This is a genomic window from Bradyrhizobium sp. NBAIM14 (assembly GCF_020193895.1).
Lineage (GTDB): Bacteria > Pseudomonadota > Alphaproteobacteria > Rhizobiales > Xanthobacteraceae > Bradyrhizobium > Bradyrhizobium yuanmingense.
In genome coordinates this window covers 105,995-124,142 of record NZ_JADYVQ010000009.1, presented here as the reverse complement: position 1 = coordinate 124,142, position 18,148 = coordinate 105,995, and the positions used below count along the sequence as shown (strand labels likewise).

The following is an 18,148-nucleotide window of genomic DNA, read 5'->3' as shown; positions in this document are numbered from 1 at the left end:
TCGCCGCTTTCCATTTCACAACGGGAACATCCTGAAAACGCGGCCGCACGCAAGGCGTGTTGCGTCGAGCGCGCCTTCCACAAACAAATGGTTCACCGCGCGACTGCCCACAGGCGAGCGCCTGAACGTGCCGATCTCGCTGCAGTTGGAGGAGGCGTTCAAGGCGATTCCCCGGGCGCGAAGAATTAGCGCTTACTTCCCTTCTCCCCTTGTGGGAGAAGGTGGCGCGAAGCGCCGGATGAGGGGTTGCATCCGCGAGTCCTGTTGCGAGAGGCTCGCGCGCGGAAAGAGACCCCTCACCCGTCTCACCGCTACGCGGTGAGCCACCCTCTTCCACAAGGGGAGAGGGTGCAGTGTGCTTCGCAGCTAATTTTTATCAAACACCCGGTCGAGCGCCGCGTCATACGCCGCCTGCACCAGCTCCGGGTGCAGCTTGCCCAGCGCCTCCATCATCACGCCGGAATTGATCTCGAGCACCTTCCATTCGCCGTTCACGCGAACCACGTCGATCGAAGCAAAGACGATGCTGATGGCGCACGCGGCATCGATCGCGAGCTTTGCGCAGGCCGCGCGAACTTCGCCGTCCTCCAGCAACACCGGCTTTGCGCCGGCATCGAGATTGTGCCGCCAATCCGAGCCGCGCTGCTTGCTGTAGACGACGAGCGGCATGTCATCGAGCAGGACCACGCGGACCTCCTCCTCGATCGCGACAAAGGGCGAGATCACGAGCCCCGTACTCATCGAAAAGACCTCGCTGGCCGCCCGGTCGAGCTCCGCCTCCGTCGTCACCTTGAACACCGATCGCCCTGATGTCCCCTCGTTCGGCTTCACCACCAAGCCCTGCGGGTTTTGGGCAAGCTGCGCCAGCATCCCCTCGCGCCAATCCGCGCCGGCGACATGCACGCCCAGCTTCGGGTTGAGGAACAGCCGATGCGGAACGCAGGGCACCTCCGCCAGCGTCAGCGCCTCGGCGGTGGCCGATTTGTCATTGGCGAGGCGATGGGCGATGGCGTTGTTGAGGCCGATGTCGTAGCCGAAGGCGAAACGGCGCCGCGGCCCCCGGCGCATTGCGATCAGCCAGCCGTCGGAGCGGACATCGACCGCGATGCCCCTCTCCGCGCAATACCGCCTGATCGCCTGAACGAAGATCCGCTCGCCGCTTGCCATGGTGTTTCGTCATTCCTGTCGCCAAAAGCCGCAAAAATGCGGGCATCGGCGCCAAACCGGCTGAAAATCAGAGCTATTCTTAATGAAATTCTTGCGAGCGCGCCGGAAATTAAGTGCTGCAATGAACGCCGAGAGGGAAAAGAAATTATCCTCCGCGCGCGCCAGGCAGCAGATTCCTTAATGTTGTGACCAGTTCTGCCGCAAATGCCGGTTTGACCGGCATCAATTGCATCCGAAACGAGGTTGATTATTGGTCTCAATGGCGTAGATCACACACGCGAAATCCTCCGCCATGGCAAATGGTGCCGCCCCGATTTCAGGGCCGGGCAACGCTTTTGCCCTAAAACCGCAGTTATTCGGAATATCGAAAATCATGAGCGCGTTTTACCGAGAGAAGGTTCTTTCCGTCCACCACTGGACCGACACGCTGTTCAGCTTCCGCGCCACCCGCGATACCGGCTTCCGGTTCCAGAACGGCCAGTTCGCCATGATCGGCCTCGAGGTCGATGGCCGGCCGCTGCTGCGGGCCTACAGCATGGCGAGCGCCAACCACGAGGAAGAACTCGAGTTCTTCTCGATCAAGGTGCAGGACGGTCCGTTGACCTCGCGCCTGCAGAAGATCAAGGAAGGCGACACCATCCTGGTCGGCCGCAAGGCGACCGGCACGCTGATCACCGACAACCTGCTTCCCGGCAAGCGGCTGATGCTGCTCTCGACCGGCACCGGCCTTGCGCCCTTCGCCAGCCTGATCAAGGACCCCGAGGTTTACGACCAGTTCGAGTCCATCGTGCTGGTGCATGGCTGCCGCCAGGTCTCCGAGCTCGCCTATGGCGAGAAGCTGGTCGCGACCCTGCGCGAGGATGAGCTGTTCGGCGAGCTGCTCGCGGACAAGCTCGTGTATTATCCGACCGTGACCCGCGAGCCGTTCCGGAACCGTGGCCGCATCACCGACCTCATCAGCTCCGAGCAGATCTTCAACGACATCGGGCAGGGCCCGCTCGACATCGCAACCGACCGCATCATGATGTGCGGCAGCCCGGCGATGCTGGAAGAGCTGAAGCAGATGTTCGAGAGCCGCGACTTCGTCGAAGGAAGCGGCAACAAGCCCGGCCATTTCGTGATCGAGAAGGCCTTCGTCGAGCGCTAAGCACCACGCTCTCGTGTCCCGGACGCAGCGCCCCTTCGCCGTGCGCTGCAGAGCCGGGGTCCATCTCGCCGCATCGTATGCTGTTGCATTCTGGGTCCCGGGTCTGAGCTTGCGCTTGCCCGGGACACTGCATGGCTTGCGCCGCCTCCAGCCTGACCCCATCCGACCCCTCTGCTGCACCGCAAAATCCGTCCATCCGGCCGATTGATTTGTCTCGGCCGAATTCGCTAGCCTGAAACAAGGGCCGCGTCATATCCGTATGACAGGCGAGGACGTATCGTACCGCCTCATGCTGGCGAGAGGATGGGAATCGTGGCCGACGACAACAAGACGCAGCAAGCCCCCAAACGCCTGCCGCTGGCGGAGGAGGGGATCATGGAAACCCTGCTGCTGCCCTTCTCGCCGCGCTTCATCGTGCTGACGATCTGCGCGGTGGTCACCGCGCTCCTGATCGGCATCGGCATCTCCGACGGCAAGATCTTCGACATCCTGCTGATTCCGATCCTGATCTTCGGCGCGCTGACCCTGCTCGGCGTCCGCGATCTCCTGCAGAAGAGCCACGCGGTGCTGCGCAACTACCCGATTTCGGCGCATATCCGCTTCCTGCTCGAAGAGATCCGCCCCGAGATGCGGCAATATTTCTTCGAGAGCGAGAAGGACGGCATGCCGTTCTCGCGCGACACCCGCGCGGTGGTCTATCAGCGCGCCAAGATGGAGCTCGACAAGCGTCCTTTCGGCACCCAGGAGGACGTCTATCGCGAGGGCTATGAGTGGATGCATCACTCGGTCTCGCCGAAGGCGCATGCGACGGAGAAATTCCGCGTCGTGATCGGCGGGCCGGACTGCGCAAAGCCCTATTCGGCCTCGGTGTTCAACATCTCGGCGATGAGTTTTGGCGCGCTCAGCCCCAACGCCGTGCGCGCGCTGAATGCCGGCGCCAAAAAGGGTGGTTTCGCCCATGACACCGGCGAGGGCGGCGTCAGCCCCTATCACCGCGAGATGGGCGGCGACATCATCTGGGAGATCGGCTCGGGCTATTTCGGCTGCCGTCATCTCGACGGCAGCTTCGATCCCGAAGCGTTCGCGCGCGTCGCCGGCGACGACCAGATCAAGATGGTCGAGCTCAAGGTCAGCCAGGGTGCCAAGCCCGGCCATGGCGGCGTGCTGCCGGCGGCCAAGGTCTCCGAGGAGATCTCCAAGATCCGCGGCGTCGCCATGGGCGAGGACTGCATCTCGCCGGCCTCGCACCGCGCCTTCTCGACGCCCGTGGGCATGATGCAGTTCATCGCCGAGATGCGCCGCCTTTCGGGCGGCAAGCCGGCCGGCTTCAAGCTCTGCATCGGCCATCCCTGGGAGTTCCTGGCGATCTGCAAGGCGATGCTTCAGACCGGAATCTATCCTGATTTCATCGTCGTCGACGGCAATGAGGGCGGCACCGGTGCCGCGCCGCTCGAGTTCATGGATCATCTGGGGATGCCGATGCGCGAGGGCGTCAATTTCGTCCACAACGCGCTGGTCGGTATCAATGCGCGCGACCGCATCAAGATCGGCGCCTCCGGCAAGATCGCGACCGCCTTCGACATGGCGCGCGCCATGGCGATCGGCGCCGATTGGTGCAATTCGGCGCGCGGCTTCATGTTCTCGCTCGGCTGCATCCAGTCGTTGAGCTGCCATACCGACCGCTGCCCGACCGGCGTGGCGACGCAGGACCCGACGCGGGCGCGCGCGCTCTATGTGCCGCTCAAGATCGACCGCGTGCACAATTATCACCATGCCACGCTGCACTCGCTGACCGAGCTGATCGCCGCGGCCGGGCTCGAACATCCGCAGCAGCTGCGGCCGATCCATTTCAGCCAACGGACGTCGACGACCCAGGTGAAGTCGTTCGCGCAGCTCTATCCGGCGCTGCGTCCGGGCGAGCTGCTCGAAGGCACGGAAGACCCGCGCTTCCGCGACGCCTGGCAGATGGCGCGCGCCGAGACGTTCCAGCCGGCGTTGTAAGATGCGGGCTGCGGCTGCCGTAGGCCAGGGACCTCAAATTGCCGAGAGCGGAGGGTAGGGTTTAACGGCTGGTTCAACTTTGGGTGTAGATTCGCCCCATGGACGAGCGACGCGACAAGGCCCGACATCGCGTGCTGAAGGCCGGAACGATCGAGTTCGGCGGCGGCGCGATCGACTGCACCGTCCGCAATCTCTCCGATACCGGCGCCGCACTCGACGTCGCCAGCCCCGTCGGCATTCCCGATCATTTCACCCTGTTCGTCCAGGCCGACGGCACGCATCGGACCTGCACGGTGGTCTGGCGCAAGGAAAAGCGGATCGGGGTCAGGTTCGGGTGATGATGTTTCCCTCTCCCCTTGTGGGAGAGGGTGGCTCGCCGCGTAGCGGCGAGACGGGTGAGGGGTTCTATCCGCGAATCCAATTTTCGATTGAATGTGCGGAGACAACCCCTCATCCGGCGCTTCGCGCCACCTTCTCCCACAAGGGGAGAAGGAAAAGCGGGTGCGCCGTCACCTGCTACCCCGTCTCGACCTCAGTCAATCGGCTCGCCAATATCTTGTCGATCCTTCGCCCGTCGAGATCGACCACCTCGATGTGCCAGCCGCCGAAATCGAAGGCATCGCCGACATCGGGCAGCATGTTGAATTGTTGCAGCACGAGGCCTGCGACCGTGTTGTAGCGATGCGGCGGCAGCTCGATGCCGAGCAGCTCGCCGAACTCGTCGACCGGCATCCAGCCGGAGACCAGCAGCGAATCGTCGTCGCGCCTGATGAAGGCCGGCTCGGGCGGTCCCTCCTCGGAATGAAAGGCGCCGACGATCGAGTAGAGGATGTCGGCGGCGGTCACCATGCCCTCGAAGGCGCCGTATTCGTCATAGACGAGCCCGACGTGAACCGGGGCCGCTTTCAGGATGGTCAGCACGTCGCGCGCATCTGCCGACACCGGGATGCCGGGCGCCTCGCGCACGAGCGCGCGCAAGTCCGGGCTGCGTTCGTTCATATAGGCGATCAGCAAATCCTTGGCCTGCAGCACGCCGATCGGCTTGTCGCGGTCGCCGTCAGAGACGGGAAAGCGCGAATGCGGGCTCTTGGCGATGATCTCCCGGATGGCGGCGCGATCGTCGTTCAAATCGATCTCGTCGACCTCGGTGCGCGGCGTCATGACCGCGCCGACCGGCCGGTCGCCCAGCCGCATCACGCCGGCGATCATCTCCTTCTCGCCCGGCTCGAGCACGCCTGCGCTCTCGGCCTCGCTGACGAGGTGATGGATCTCGTCCTCGGAGACTTTCTCCTCGGCCTTGCCGCCGCGGCCGAGCAGGGTGAGGATCAGCTTGCCGGAGACGTCGAGTAGAAAGACGAGCGGCAGCGATATTTTCGCGAGCGCGTGCATCGCCGGCGCGACCCGCACCGCGATGCTTTCAGGATCGCGCAGCGCCACCTGCTTCGGCACCAACTCGCCGACGATCAAGGTGCCGTAGGTGATGAGCGTGACCACGATGCCGACGCCGACGATGTCGGCAATGCCCTTGGACAGGCCGAGCTCGAGCAGCCATTGCGTCAGCCGCTGCCCGAGCGTCGCGCCCGAGAACGCGCCGGAGAGCACACCGACCAGCGTGATGCCGATCTGCACCGTCGAGAGGAACTTGCCGGGATCGGCCGCCAGCGTCAGCGCCCGCTCGGCGCCGCGCACGCCCTTGGCCGCGAGCAGCGACAGCCGCGCTGGGCGCGATGACACCACGGCCAGCTCCGACATGGAGAGCAGGCCGTTGATGACGATCAGGACGACGACGATGGCGAGTTCGAGCGAAAGCATTGACGTTCCGGAGGTAAGCAAGTGTGGCCGGGCTGCCGGCAAGCCACTGATATAGGTATTCAGTGCGGAAGTGCTGGCGATTCTGCTTATTCGTCGCCGAAAGGGAACCCGTGCGCGACGGCGTTCCCAAAGGCGTCCGCGACGACTTGACACCCCGCGGAACTACGGATCGTTGCTTAACGAGCCCTTAGTGGCCGCCCGCTAGCTTTTGCCCTTGCAAGAATAGACCCGGGGACCTGAGGATGCGGATCGGAAAGCTTTTCGCGCTGTCGATGCTGACGGTGACGGTGTTTGCAGTCATCCTCGGCGCCGAGGTGCTAATACCGCAGGCGCGCATCTTCACCGATCGCTCCGATGCGATCAAGACGGTGGAGGCATTTGGCGCGACGCTGCTGGCCAACCAGCACGTCGCCAGCCTTCGCGCTCCCTATATCGGACCGATCTTCCAGGAAGGCGCTGCAACGCAGGCGCAGCTCGAAGTTGCCGCGAAGGCCGCGAAAACGGCCGAGGAGGGCTTCGAGGCCGCGAGGCGCGCCGTCATGGTGCTGGACGGCGGCGGCGCCATCGCCGAGAATCTTGACCGTGCCGCGCGGCGGCTGAAGGAAGTCACCACGGCGGCCGATCGCGCGATGAGCGTTCCGCTGGCGGCGCGCGACGGCGCCGCGACCAAGGGATTCCTCCCCGGCGTTGCCGAGGTCATCGGCCACATCGAACCGGTCATGAACAAGCTCGAGGCGAAGGTCATCAACGCCGATTCCTCGCTTGCGGCGCTGTTGAACCTGGCGCGGACGGCGCAGGATCTGCGCGTTTCGGCCGGCAGCCGCGCGGCCACGCTGTCCCCGGCGCTCACTGCGCGCCGTCCGCTCACCGCGGCCGAACTGTCGCTGATGGATCGCATGCAGGGGCGCGTGGAGGTCGATCGCGAGCGCATCGAGGCCGGTCTCGAACAGCTCGAAAATCCCGTCCGCATCGCCACCGCACTGAAGGCGGCTACGGAATCCTATTTTGGAAAAGCCGCGGTTGCCGTGGACAAGGAGATTCCTGCAGCACGGACTGACGGTAAGTACGCCGGCACCGCCGACGAGCTGGCGAAGATCATCGTGCCGGCCATCCAGATGTTCTACGGCGTGCGCGACGCTGCGCTGGCGGAAGCCGCCGAGCGCGCCTCGGCCGCTCGCGACGGCGCGTTGGCGATGCTCGCGCTCGCCGGCGTCGCCGTGCTGGCCCTGCTCGGCACGCTCGGTGGCGTGACCATCATGCTGCGCAGGCGCGTGGTGACGCCGCTCGGCCGGATCGCCGACGTGATCGGAGCGCTCGCCGCCGGGCAGCACGAGGTCGAGATTCCCGCGACGGGCCGCAGCGACGAGATCGGCCAGGTCGCCGGCTCGCTCCAGCATTTCAAGGATTCGCTGCTCGCCAAGAAGTCCGCCGACGAGGCGGCCGCGATCGAGGCGGAAGCGAAGCTGAAGCGCAGCCAGCGCATGGATCAGATCGCGCGCGAGTTCGAAGCCATGATCGGCGACGTCATCAACACCGTCTCGTCGGCATCCTCGGAGCTGGAAGTCTCCGCGGGAACGCTGACGAGCACGGCCGAGCAATCGGAAAAGGTCACCGCGACCGTTGCCGCCGCATCCGAGCAGGCCTCCACCAACGTGCAGACCGTTGCCGCCGCGGCCGAGGAGATGGCCTCGTCGGTCGACGAGATCAGCCGTCAGGTTCAGGATTCCGCGCGCATCGCCGGCGAGGCCGTGCAGCAGGCCGGGCGGACCAACGAGCATGTCGGCGAGCTCGCCAGGGCTGCGGGGCGGATCGGCGACGTCGTCGAGCTCATCAGTCAGATCGCCGGCCAGACCAACCTTCTGGCGCTCAACGCCACCATCGAGGCGGCGCGCGCCGGCGAGGCCGGTCGCGGCTTCGCGGTCGTCGCGTCCGAGGTCAAGGCGCTGGCCGAGCAGACCGCCAAGGCGACCGGCGAAATCAGCCAGCAGATCTCCGGCATCCAGGCCGCGACGGAGGACTCCGTCGGCGCCATCAAGTCGATCGGCGACACCATCTCCCGCATGTCCGAGATCGCGTCCGCCATCGCCGCGGCGGTCGAGGAGCAGGGCGCGGCGACGCGCGAGATCTCACGCAATGTGCAGCAGGCCGCGCGCGGCACCCAGCAGGTCTCCGCCAGCATCGTCGACGTGCAGCGCGGTGCCAACCAGACCGGATCGGCCTCCTCCAACGTGCTCGCATCGGCGAGATCGCTGTCCGGCGAGAGCAGCCGGCTCAAGGTCGAGGTCGGAAAATTCCTGGACGCGATCCGCGCGGCGTGACGAGCGTCTCTCGCCGCTTGGTGAGGCAATCGCATTGAAGAGCGACGTGCCCGCGGTCCATCCTTCGAGACGCCTGCCTCTGGCGGGCTCCTCAGGATGAGGACGGACTATGCGGCAGCTATTTCCACGGGCGCCGGTGTTGCTTAGCCTCATCCTGAGGAGACCGCGACGCGGTCGTCTCGAAGGACGCGTCGCGCGCACCGAAGTCGCGTCGAGCTCAGAACTCCCCGTGCAGCCGCCCCGAAAACACCGACACCGGTCCGCGGTCGGCATTGTAGGCGGGGTTGACGATGAGCTGGTAGTCGGCGGTGAGGGTGATGTTCTTGTTCACCGCATAGGCGTAATAGGTTTCAAGGATACGTTCCTTGCGGTAGTTCAGCGCGCCGTCGCCGACCAGCACACCGAGGCCGCCGGCGGCGAGGAATTCGCGATAATCCTGCGAGATCGCATTGATCGCGCCGCCGACGCCGATCACGTCGTCGGGTCGGCCCCAAGTCGTGCCTTTGATCGAAACGCCGCCGGACAGGCTGCGATGAATGTCGGTGAAGGCCAGCGTTTCTGTCTTGCCGTCGTTCCAGCTCCAGCGGCCGAACAGGCCGACATCGTCGGTGATCGCCTGCTCGAGGTTGAGCACGTAGCCGTACTTCAGGCGGCCGCGCCGGGTCTGCGCGATGTCGAGATTGAGCGCGGGATTGTCCAGCGTCTCGCGGAAGCTGCCCATGTTGGCGCTATCGAGCCAGCCGATGGTCCTGAGCTTGCCCGGCCGGCCGAACAGCGAGAAGCGCGTCTCGAGCTCGAGCAAATATTGACCGCGCTCCCCGACCCTGGTGTCGAAGTGATTGGCGTTGGACTCGGAGACCATCAGGAAATAGCCGCCGCGTAGCGCCCATTGCTTCTGGTTGAGCTCGGCGGTGACGCCGTAGGTGAGACCGACCTTGTCGGCGGAATAGTCGAAGGCGCCGGGCGCCCAGATCGACCAGTTCATGAAGTCCCGGCGCGTATCCTTGGCGTAGGCATTGCCGTCGAACACGTCGATCACCGGAAACTTGCCGGCCTGAATCGTGAGGCGCGACACGTCGACCTTCTGCCCCAGCTGCAGCTGACCGCTCGCGAGCTCTTCCTGCTCGCCGCCGAAGCCGAAGGTCTGGCGCACGAACAGGCGCGAGGTGTTGTAGTGCGGATAGGGGAAGTTCGACTTCTGCGCTTCGCCGTTCGGGAAGCCGGCCGCACCGACCGTGTCATTCAGCCCAAATCCCTGCAGCAGCTCGGGATTGTAATAGACCTCGCCGCCGTCCCACAGCCGCGCGTTCAGGAACAGGCTGTTGCTCCAGGTCGCTTTGGCCTGCCGCGACGGCGACAGCGAGTTCGGCCCGGTATAGAGCGCGGGAAAGGATGGATAGCCTTGCGGAAGATAAGTGGTCTGGCCGTGAATCTCCCAGCGGTCCGATTCGGTGTCGATCAGTGAGCTCTTCGGATCATAGCTAGGCAGGCCCGGCCAATCGAGCTTGCGGTTGAGGCCGAGCCTGACCTGCTGGAAGTCGAGCGACGAGGACGTGTATTGCGCGCCCGTGGAGAAGGCGACGTTGGCGCCGTCGAAGCGGCTGTAGAGATATTCGAGCCGCGCGCTCCAATGCGGCGCGAAGGCGTATTCGAGGCCGGCGCCTGCGACCCAGCCGGGCCGCGTGTTCAGGATCTTCGGGATTTCGGCGCCGGAGGCCGGCGCGTCGAAATAGCGCTCGCCCATCCAGGCGAAGCCGCCGGTGGCATAGATGAGCCAGGGACCGCTGGTGTAGCCGACGCGGCCGCGCACGCTCGCGGCGTAGTCCCATTGCTGGGTGACGGTGTTGGCGGGCGTTGCCAGGAACGAGACGATCGAGTTCGAGGTGATGTAGTTGGGAAACGTAAAATCGCCTTCGACGCCGACCAGCCAGCCGGAGTTGAGGCGGTAATTGTAGCCCGCCTGCACGCCGCCGATCATGCCGCTGAAGACGCCGCTGTCGCCGAGTGCGGTGCCGTCGTTCAGCGCGAAGCGCGACGAGCCGCGGCTGTAGCCGGCATGCGCGCCGATATAGAGACCGGTCCAGTCATAGACCGCTCTCAAGGCCGGCTCCTTCAGCGGCAGATCGGCCGCGCGGCCGGCGGCCGGAAAAGCCAGCACGCCCGTGGCAATCGCCGCGGCCGTTCGCAAGCACCAGTGTCTGTGACCCCTCAACCTCAAACGCACGCCCCCGCAAACGCGAATGTGTCCCACCCGCCGCGATATCCCTGCCGGGTCGCGGCGATTCTGTCACCAGGCCTCCGCGTTCGAGGCGACCGGCCGGGATGGTCTCGATTCGCCTCGACTTCGTCCCAAGCTCCTGAATCTGCGACAAGCCTTATTGCGAATAATTCGCAATAGCAACTGATCCCCATCGCCATGGAGGAGAGTTCGCACCACTATGTGACGCGGCTGCAACATCGCCCCTCTGCTCAGCAACCTGAACAGCCCGAGCGGAGCCCGGCCGCTTGCGGGAGGACCTGTCAGGGATGGGTGGGCCATGGGGGGCGATGGCCGGTTCCCGGCCCGCGGAAGGACCTAGCAGCCGCGGCAGATGCCCTTGATCTTCTTGTCGAGCAGCGCGTCATCCTTGCTGGACTGACTGCTCGCCGCCGGTTTGCTCATGGCCGGACTATTGCTCCCCGGTGTGATCGCGCCCCAGCGCTCCTGCCAGAGTTTCTCGCCGATCGTGCAGAGAACGCGCGGCTCCTTGTCCGTAGAGGGGGCAGGCGATTGATCTGGCGTTTGGCCCGCCACCTCGAGAGTCAGCTTGGTCCGGATCGCCTCCTTGAAATTTTCGCGATCGGTGACCGGTACGACAAAGGAACCCGGGCCGCCGATCACGCAATCCTCGTAGTACCAATCGATATGGTCGATATGCTGAAAGTCTGTCGGAGCAGCGGGTGTTGCGTTGGTCATGACCGGCAGGCCTGTGATGACGAGGCCTTGCTGCAACGCTTTGTCGCGCGCTGAGGTGACCGGATCGCCATTGCTGTTGGGGCCATCGCCCGAGACGTCGATGATACGGCGCGGACCACTGTAGGGGTTCTGCTCGAATAGCGAGGCGGCGAACTTAATTGCACTTGAAATCGAGGTGCGCGAACCGCGGCGGATCGGTGCATTGGTGATTTCAGTTGCGACCGCCTCAGCCGCTCCCGGCCCGTCGATCTGTCGCCAGGGAACGACAATTTTCTGGTCGCTGGTCGATGACCATTCGAAATAGGTCAGCGCGATCTTGCCGGCAGGACCGGCTCGCACCGCCCGGAGAAACTCCTGCGAGACGATGGCCTTGGCATAGCCTTCGCGTTGGGCTGCAAGGTCATCCGGCTCCATTGAGTAAGAAACGTCGACTGCGATGACGAGCTCGAGGTCTACGGCAGGGCGGCTGTCGCCCTGGGTCGCCGTTAGCGGCTGTGAGGCCGGCTCGGGACATGCCTGTGTCGATGTCAGGATCGCAATCAGGATCGATCCAATTGAGATCTGCCAACTCACGCTCGCCCTCCAGCCGCCCATTCGTATCCTGACACGCGGAACGTGCAATCGGAAGGGTTGTCCGACTCATCATGGGCTGTTCTGGCCGCAACACGAATGACCCCGCCCGGGGGGACGGCCGGGCGGGGTCGGGGGCACGACACGGGGTGGATGAGGCGCCCGTGTCGGACGCGGGATCCACGTGGAGATCGCCTCAGATACTCAGATCAGTAGCAGGTGCGAACGCGGCCGACGTACTGGCCGAAGGCGTTGTACTGGGCGACCCAGCCGCAGCGGTGATAGCCGTGGTAATAGGGATCGTTGCTGGCGGCGATCGCGGAGCCGACGACGGCGGCGGTGGCGATGCCGGCACCGACGCCCCAGACCCAGCCGGGCTGCTTGGCTTCGGCCGAGGTGGTGGTGGATGCGATGCTGCCGGCAACAGTGAGAGCAGCGAGAGCTGCGGCGGCAATCTTGGTCTTGATCGACATGTGAAACTCCATCCGGGGTTGAGGCGGTCCGTTGTGGCCCGCGTGCCCAGTTGGACGGAGGCTGCTCGCGTCCGGTTCGAAGACTGCAAATGCGCTCGCGAAGAATAGAGCTTTCCTGAATGAATCCAGGAAGATGCCCCCTAGCCGAGGGGACCCTTGGCAAGCCTGTTCACGTCGAAGTTATCGACCTCACCCAGCAGCTCGCAGAACGCCGTCGCGCCCTGATCGAGCAGCTGCTCGCCCTTCTCTGGCTGCGCCAGCGTCGCGTTGCCGACAGCACCGCTGGTGTTGAGATCCTGCGCCTGCCAGGCGAACGGCGCCGGCCGCTGCGTCGACAGCCAGCGATATTGCTGCTCGATCGCGATGCTGCTCGCGGGAAAATCGGCGATCGCATCCTTGCGCACCTGATCCGGATAGCGCGCCAGCATGATCGAGGTCTCGACCGCGCCGCCGTGAATGCCGTGCCGCACTTCATCGGCCGGGAACAATTTGTCGGCGCCTGAGAGCCGCGACCACGACGTCGTCACCACGAACAGCTTGTGATGCGCACGCAGATCCTGCGCGACCAGCATCATCGCCGCGCTGTTGCCGCCATGGCTGGTGACGATGACGAGCTTCCTCACGCCGCGGCGTGCAACGTCCGCGCCGATCGCTGCCCATTTCCTCAGCGCGATTTCAGTCGGCAGCGTCTGCGTGCCCGGATAGTCGATATGTTCGGTCGAAATCCCGACCCGTTCGACCGGGTGGAAGCTCGCCGGAATGCTGGTGGGTAACAGCTGGCGCACACGTGCGAGGTAGGCGTCCGCGATCAGCACGTCCGTCGTCAGCGGCAGATGCGGGCCGTGCTGCTCGGTTGCCGCCAGCGGCAGCACCGCGATCCAGCGCGACGCCTCGTCCGGGCTCGCATCAGCCCAGTCGATGTCGATCCAGTCGCGGGAGGGCGTCATCGAGGTTTCCTTGCCCGAATTTGTCACGTAATTTGCGGTATGAGGGGATGCGGGCCCGGGCGGCTCGCATCCCCTGATGTCATGCGGTTCTATCGCGTTGCCTTCACCCGGACCAGTCGCGATTGGGCCAGCCACGATCGACGGAGTGCCAATATGACCCCCTTTCATCTGCGGCGAGCGTTAGTTGCGGGCTTGTTGGCCGCTCTTGCCTCCTTTGCGCCGGCGCGCGCCCAAACGCTCGACAAGGTCACCTTCGGCACCAACTGGGTCGCCGAGGCCGAGCATGGCGGCTTCTTCCAGGCGGTCGCCGACGGCACCTACAAGAAATACGGCCTCGACGTCACCATCGTCCCTGGCGGCCCGAACGAGAACAACCGGATGCTGCTGATCGCCGGCAAGATCGATTTCTTCATGGCCGCGAACACGCTGATGTCGTTCGATGCCGTCGCCAACAACGTTCCCGTCATCACCATCGCCGCGATTTTCCAGAAGGATCCGCAGGTGATGCTGACGCAGCCCGACGCCAAGGTCGCCAAGATCGAGGACCTCAAGCCGCTGACGCTGTTCGTCTCCAAGGAAGGCATGACCAGCTACTTCCAGTGGCTGAAATCCGAATACGGCTTCAGCGACAAGAACGTCCGCCCCTATAATTTCAATCCGCAGCCCTTCATCGCCAACCCGAAGAGCGCGATGCAGGGTTACGTCACCTCCGAGCCGTTTGCGGTGGAGAAGGCCGCCGGCTTCAAGCCCAATGTGCTGCTGCTCGCTGATTACGGCTTCAACACCTATTCGACGCTGATCGAAACCCGCCGCGAGATCGTCGAGAAGAAGCCTGACCTCGTGCAGCGCTTCGTCGATGCCTCCATGATCGGCTGGTACAATTACCTCTACCGGGACAATTCCGCCGGCAACGCCCTGATCAAGCAGCTCAACCCGGAGATGACCGACGATCTCCTGGCCTATTCCGTCGTCAAGATGAAGGAGCACGGCATCGTCGATTCCGGCGACAGCTTGAAGAACGGCATCGGCGCAATGAGCGACGAGCGCTATGCCTCCTTCTTCAACAAGATGGTCAAGGCTGGGGTCGTGAAGGCGGATCTCGACTACCGCAAATCCTACACGCTGCGCTTCGTCAACAAGGGCGTCGGCGTCGAGCTGCGCCCGAACAAGCCGTAAATGTTGAGATCAGGCACGCCGGTGAGGCTGGCGCCCACCTCTCCCGAAGGGAGAGGTCGCATCGCATCGCCAGATGCGGTGCGGGTGAGGGGTAACGCTCCCTCGTTGGACCTGAGGCCCCTCACCCGGCGCTGCGCGCCGACCTCTCCCCGCTGGGGGGAGGTGACGTGCCCCGCCATGTTCAGCGCGTGATGACAGAGAGCAGAACCGCGCCCGCCGTCGAGGCCAGCCTGACGCATCTCGCCGTCAGCCTGCGTGGCGTGACGAAAACTTACGACAACGGCGTGATGGCGCTCGGCCCGTTCGACCTTGCCGTCCGCAAGGGCGAGTTCATCTCGCTGCTGGGCCCCTCCGGCTGTGGCAAGTCGACAGTGTTGCGGCTGATCGCCGAGCTCAGCGCGCCGTCGTCGGGCACGGTGCGGGTGGCACGGCAAGAGGGCGTGCCGCAGCCGGGCCACGGTATCGGTTTCGTGTTCCAGGAGCCCACCCTGATGCCCTGGGCCAACGTCCGTGAGAACGTGCGACTGCCGCTGAAGCTCGGCGGTGTGCCGAAAGCGGAGGGGCGCGCGCGTGCCGACGCGGCACTGGCGAGCGTCGGCCTTGCCGATTTTGCAGATAGCTTTCCGCGCGAGCTCTCCGGCGGCATGAAGATGCGGGTGTCGCTGGCGCGTGCGCTCGTCACCGATCCCGATATCCTGCTGATGGACGAGCCGTTCGCCGCGCTCGACGAGATCACGCGCTTCCGCCTCAACAACGATCTGCTGGCGCTGTGGCGAGGCTTACGCAAGACCGTCATCTTCGTCACCCATTCGGTGTTCGAATCCGTCTATCTGTCGCAGCGCGTCGTCGTCATGACGGCGCGCCCCGGCCGCATCCAGGCCGACATCCGCATCGAGACGGTCGAGCCGCGGGGCGAGGAGTTTCGCACCTCGACGGCCTATTCCGATTATTGCCGACGCGTGTCGGCCGCGCTGGCGCCGTCCTATTCGGGGCAGTCGACGCTATGAACGCTCAAGCTCCCGTGCCCGCAAAATCGTCCGGCGCGCAACGCGCGATGCGCTTCGTGCTGCCCGTCATCGTCTTCGCAGCCGGCCTCTTTGCCTGGGAACTCGTGGTCCGCATCAGGGAGATCCCGCCTTACGTGCTGCCGGCGCCCTCCGTCATCGTGCTGACACTGATCAAGGACTGGGCGGTGCTGTCACAATCGCTGGCGACCACGCTTGTCACCACGCTCGAAGGTTTTGTCGCCGCCAGCATCGGCGGCATCGCACTGGCGCTGCTGTTCAACCAGTCGAAATGGGTGGAATATTCGCTGTTCCCCTATGCAATCGTGCTGCAGGTGACGCCTGTCATCGCGATCGCGCCGCTCTTGCTGATCTATCTGGAGCAGCAGACCGCGGTGGTCGTCTGCGCCTTCATCGTCGCCTTCTTCCCGGTGCTGTCGAACACCACGCTCGGGCTGAACTCGGTGGACCGCAACCTCGCCGGCCTGTTCCAGCTCTATGGCGCATCGAAGCCGCAAACCCTGCGCTTCCTCAAGCTGCCGGCGGCGCTGCCCTACATTCTCGGGGGCCTGCGCATCGCCGGCGGCCTGTCGCTGATCGGCGCGGTCGTGGCCGAGATCGCGGCCGGAACGGCCGGCGCCGGCTCCGGGCTCGCCTACAGGATCGCCGAGTCAGGCTATCGCTTGAACATACCCCGCATGTTCGCCGCGCTGCTTCTGTTGTCGCTGGCCGGGATTGTCATCTATGGGGTGCTGGCGCTAGTTTCCCACCTCGTTTTACGGCGCTGGCATGAGAGCGCGCTTGGAAAGGAAAACTGATGGCTGCCGGTTCGATTTCGTCCGAAAAGATCGACCTTCTGATCTATGGGCCGGTGCGGCCGATCCTCGAGAACGGGTTTTCCGATCATTTCGTCGTGCACAAGGCAGAGACGCGCGGCGATCTCGAGCGGCTGACGCCGGCGGTCCGCGACAAGATCCGCGGCGTCGCGGTGACCTACCACACCGTGCGTGCGGACAAGGACTCGCTGTCGCAGCTGCCGAAGCTGGAGATGGTGGCGAGCTTCGGCGTCGGCTACGACCACATCGATGCCAAATATGCGGCCGAGCACGGCATTATCGTGACCAACACGCCCGACGTCTTGACCGAGGAGGTCGCCGACGTCGCGATGGGCCTTCTGATCTCCACCTTGCGGGAGTTCATCAAGGCCGACCGCTATGTCCGCTCCGGGCTCTGGCAGACCCAGAACTATCCGCTCAGCGTCGGCTCGCTGCGCGACCGCAAGGTCGGCATCGTCGGCATGGGCCGGATCGGCCAGGCCATCGCGCGCCGGTTAGATGCCTCGCTGGTGCCGGTGGTCTACCACTCCCGCAATCCCTCCAAGGACGTCTCGTACAAGCACTATCCTGACCTGATCGAGATGGCGAAAGCGGTCGACACGCTTGTTGTGATCGTGCCCGGCGGTGCCAGCACCAACAAGATGATCAATGAAGAGGTGCTCAAGGCGCTCGGCCCGCGCGGCGTGCTGGTCAACGTCGCCCGCGGCTCGGTGATCGACGAGCCGGCGCTGATCCAGGCGCTGAAATCCGGCACCATTCTCGCCGCCGGGCTCGACGTGTTCGCGGCCGAGCCGAACGTGCCCGACGAGCTCAAGACCATGCAGAACGTCGTGCTGCTGCCGCATATCGGCTCGGCCTCGGTGGTGACGCGCAACGCCATGGACCAGCTCGTGGTCGACAATCTCAAGGCCTGGTTCGCCGGCAAGGCGCCGCTGACGCCGGTTGCGGAAACGCCGGTCAAGGGACGCTGATGATCGCTCGTCGCCTTCTCGCATATGTCGTTGCGGCCTGCCTGGCCGCGATCGGCGCCGTCGCGGCCTCCTTGGCCGCGATCGGCATCGCGCATGCGCAGGATGCGGCGAGCCTGAAGAAGCAGATGCCCGGACAATGGGAGCTCTCGACCACCGAGCGCAGCAAGACCTGCGTCGTCACGCTGAAGGCTGACGCCGCAGGCCAGGGTTTCAAGCTGGAGCTGGAGCCGTCCTGCAAGACCGCGCTGCCCTTCACCAAGGACATCGTGGCCTGGAGCGTGAGGGGCCTCGACATCGTGCGCCTGCAGGATGCGACCGGCGAAGCCGTGATCGACTTCACCGAGGTCGAGGCCGGCATCTTCGAGGGCCTGCGCCAGGGCGAGGGCGTCTACATCCTGCAGGATCTCGCCGCCGCGCGCTCGATGGCGAAGTCAATGGACCAGATGATCGGCGATTGGTCGATGGTGCGCCGCAACGGCCAGCCGGTGTGCGGGCTGACGCTGACCAACACCGAGGCTGATGCGGACAATTTCCAGGTTTTCCTCAAGCCGAGATGCGACGCCACGATCGCGCAGTTCAACCCGACGCAATGGCGCCTCGAGCGCGGCCAGATCATCCTGATGTCGAAATCCGGCGAAGCCTGGCAGTTCGAGGCCGACGACAACGCGCAGTGGCGCCGCGTCCCCGACACCGCCGATCCCCTGATCATGCTGAGGCAGTAGGGCGTCGGCCGAGACCGCTAAGGCGGTGCGGCGTTTGGTCGTGCCCTG

15 protein-coding genes and 1 pseudogene are annotated in these 18,148 nt (G+C 64.8%); 10 read left to right on the top strand and 6 right to left on the bottom strand.

The features are described from left to right. Positions 1 to 73: 73 nt before the first annotated feature. Positions 74 to 169: pseudogene (locus tag I6F28_RS37845) on the top strand (amino acid ABC transporter substrate-binding protein); the annotation flags it as partial. A 197-nt stretch (positions 170 to 366) separates the two neighbouring features. On the opposite strand, the gene I6F28_RS21950 reads toward I6F28_RS37845, so the two are convergent. Continuing rightward, positions 367 to 1,167, bottom strand: coding sequence for an ATP-grasp domain-containing protein (locus I6F28_RS21950; protein ID WP_225141014.1), 801 nt, complete (start codon positions 1,165 to 1,167; stop codon positions 367 to 369). Between the two features lie 373 nt (positions 1,168 to 1,540). Between I6F28_RS21950 and I6F28_RS21945 the strand changes: the two genes are divergently transcribed. From I6F28_RS21945 to I6F28_RS21935, 3 genes are all read left to right on the top strand, one after another. Continuing rightward, complete coding sequence (locus I6F28_RS21945) at positions 1,541 to 2,314, top strand: ferredoxin--NADP reductase (RefSeq protein ID WP_036014229.1); 774 nt, start codon at positions 1,541 to 1,543, stop codon at positions 2,312 to 2,314. Positions 2,315 to 2,617: 303 nt separating this feature from the next. Further along, positions 2,618 to 4,315 (top strand): FMN-binding glutamate synthase family protein, encoded by a 1,698-nt coding sequence (locus I6F28_RS21940; protein WP_197424408.1) that lies wholly within the window; start codon positions 2,618 to 2,620, stop codon positions 4,313 to 4,315. A 98-nt stretch (positions 4,316 to 4,413) separates the two neighbouring features. Continuing rightward, on the top strand, positions 4,414 to 4,653 hold the full coding sequence (locus tag I6F28_RS21935) for a PilZ domain-containing protein (RefSeq protein ID WP_036014228.1): 240 nt from the start codon (positions 4,414 to 4,416) through the stop codon (positions 4,651 to 4,653). A 178-nt stretch (positions 4,654 to 4,831) separates the two neighbouring features. On the opposite strand, the gene I6F28_RS21930 is transcribed toward I6F28_RS21935, so the two are convergent. Then, on the bottom strand, positions 4,832 to 6,127 hold the full coding sequence (locus I6F28_RS21930) for a hemolysin family protein (protein WP_036014227.1): 1,296 nt from the start codon (positions 6,125 to 6,127) through the stop codon (positions 4,832 to 4,834). Between the two features lie 242 nt (positions 6,128 to 6,369). On the opposite strand from I6F28_RS21930, the gene I6F28_RS21925 reads away from it, so the two are divergent. Then, the gene (locus tag I6F28_RS21925) at positions 6,370 to 8,445 is read left to right on the top strand and encodes a methyl-accepting chemotaxis protein (RefSeq protein ID WP_036014226.1); all 2,076 of its coding nucleotides are present in this window, start codon (positions 6,370 to 6,372) and stop codon (positions 8,443 to 8,445) included. 217 nt (positions 8,446 to 8,662) lie between these two features. Here the strand turns inward: I6F28_RS21925 and I6F28_RS21920 are convergent, their stop codons facing one another. The 4 genes from I6F28_RS21920 to I6F28_RS21905 all read right to left on the bottom strand — a co-directional run bounded on the left by I6F28_RS21920 (position 8,663) and on the right by I6F28_RS21905 (position 13,391). Then, the gene (locus tag I6F28_RS21920; protein ID WP_036014225.1) at positions 8,663 to 10,633 is read right to left on the bottom strand and encodes a carbohydrate porin; all 1,971 of its coding nucleotides are present in this window, start codon (positions 10,631 to 10,633) and stop codon (positions 8,663 to 8,665) included. Between the two features lie 387 nt (positions 10,634 to 11,020). After that, positions 11,021 to 11,974, bottom strand: coding sequence for a DUF1194 domain-containing protein (locus I6F28_RS21915; RefSeq protein WP_225141012.1), 954 nt, complete (start codon positions 11,972 to 11,974; stop codon positions 11,021 to 11,023). 206 nt (positions 11,975 to 12,180) lie between these two features. Then, positions 12,181 to 12,444, bottom strand: a complete 264-nt coding sequence (locus I6F28_RS21910) for a hypothetical protein (protein ID WP_036014244.1) — start codon at positions 12,442 to 12,444, stop codon at positions 12,181 to 12,183. Between the two features lie 140 nt (positions 12,445 to 12,584). Then, positions 12,585 to 13,391 carry a creatininase family protein gene (locus I6F28_RS21905; protein WP_036014242.1) on the bottom strand — a complete coding sequence of 269 codons (807 nt, stop codon included), beginning with the start codon at positions 13,389 to 13,391 and terminating at the stop codon, positions 12,585 to 12,587. Between the two features lie 153 nt (positions 13,392 to 13,544). Between I6F28_RS21905 and I6F28_RS21900 the strand changes: the two genes are divergently transcribed. From I6F28_RS21900 to I6F28_RS21880, 5 genes are all read left to right on the top strand, one after another. Continuing rightward, positions 13,545 to 14,567, top strand: a complete 1,023-nt coding sequence (locus I6F28_RS21900; RefSeq protein WP_036014224.1) for an ABC transporter substrate-binding protein — start codon at positions 13,545 to 13,547, stop codon at positions 14,565 to 14,567. Between the two features lie 191 nt (positions 14,568 to 14,758). Then, positions 14,759 to 15,574, top strand: coding sequence for an ABC transporter ATP-binding protein (locus I6F28_RS21895; RefSeq protein ID WP_225141010.1), 816 nt, complete (start codon positions 14,759 to 14,761; stop codon positions 15,572 to 15,574). Beyond that, positions 15,571 to 16,389, top strand: coding sequence for an ABC transporter permease (locus tag I6F28_RS21890; protein WP_057027478.1), 819 nt, complete (start codon positions 15,571 to 15,573; stop codon positions 16,387 to 16,389). The genes I6F28_RS21895 and I6F28_RS21890 overlap by 4 nt, the downstream gene beginning before the upstream one ends. After that, positions 16,389 to 17,378 carry a 2-hydroxyacid dehydrogenase gene (locus I6F28_RS21885; protein ID WP_057027479.1) on the top strand — a complete coding sequence of 330 codons (990 nt, stop codon included), beginning with the start codon at positions 16,389 to 16,391 and terminating at the stop codon, positions 17,376 to 17,378. Before I6F28_RS21890 ends, I6F28_RS21885 begins: the two co-directional genes overlap by 1 nt. Beyond that, the gene (locus tag I6F28_RS21880; protein WP_036014220.1) at positions 17,378 to 18,100 is read left to right on the top strand and encodes an AprI/Inh family metalloprotease inhibitor; all 723 of its coding nucleotides are present in this window, start codon (positions 17,378 to 17,380) and stop codon (positions 18,098 to 18,100) included. Before I6F28_RS21885 ends, I6F28_RS21880 begins: the two co-directional genes overlap by 1 nt. Positions 18,101 to 18,148: the final 48 nt, after the last annotated feature.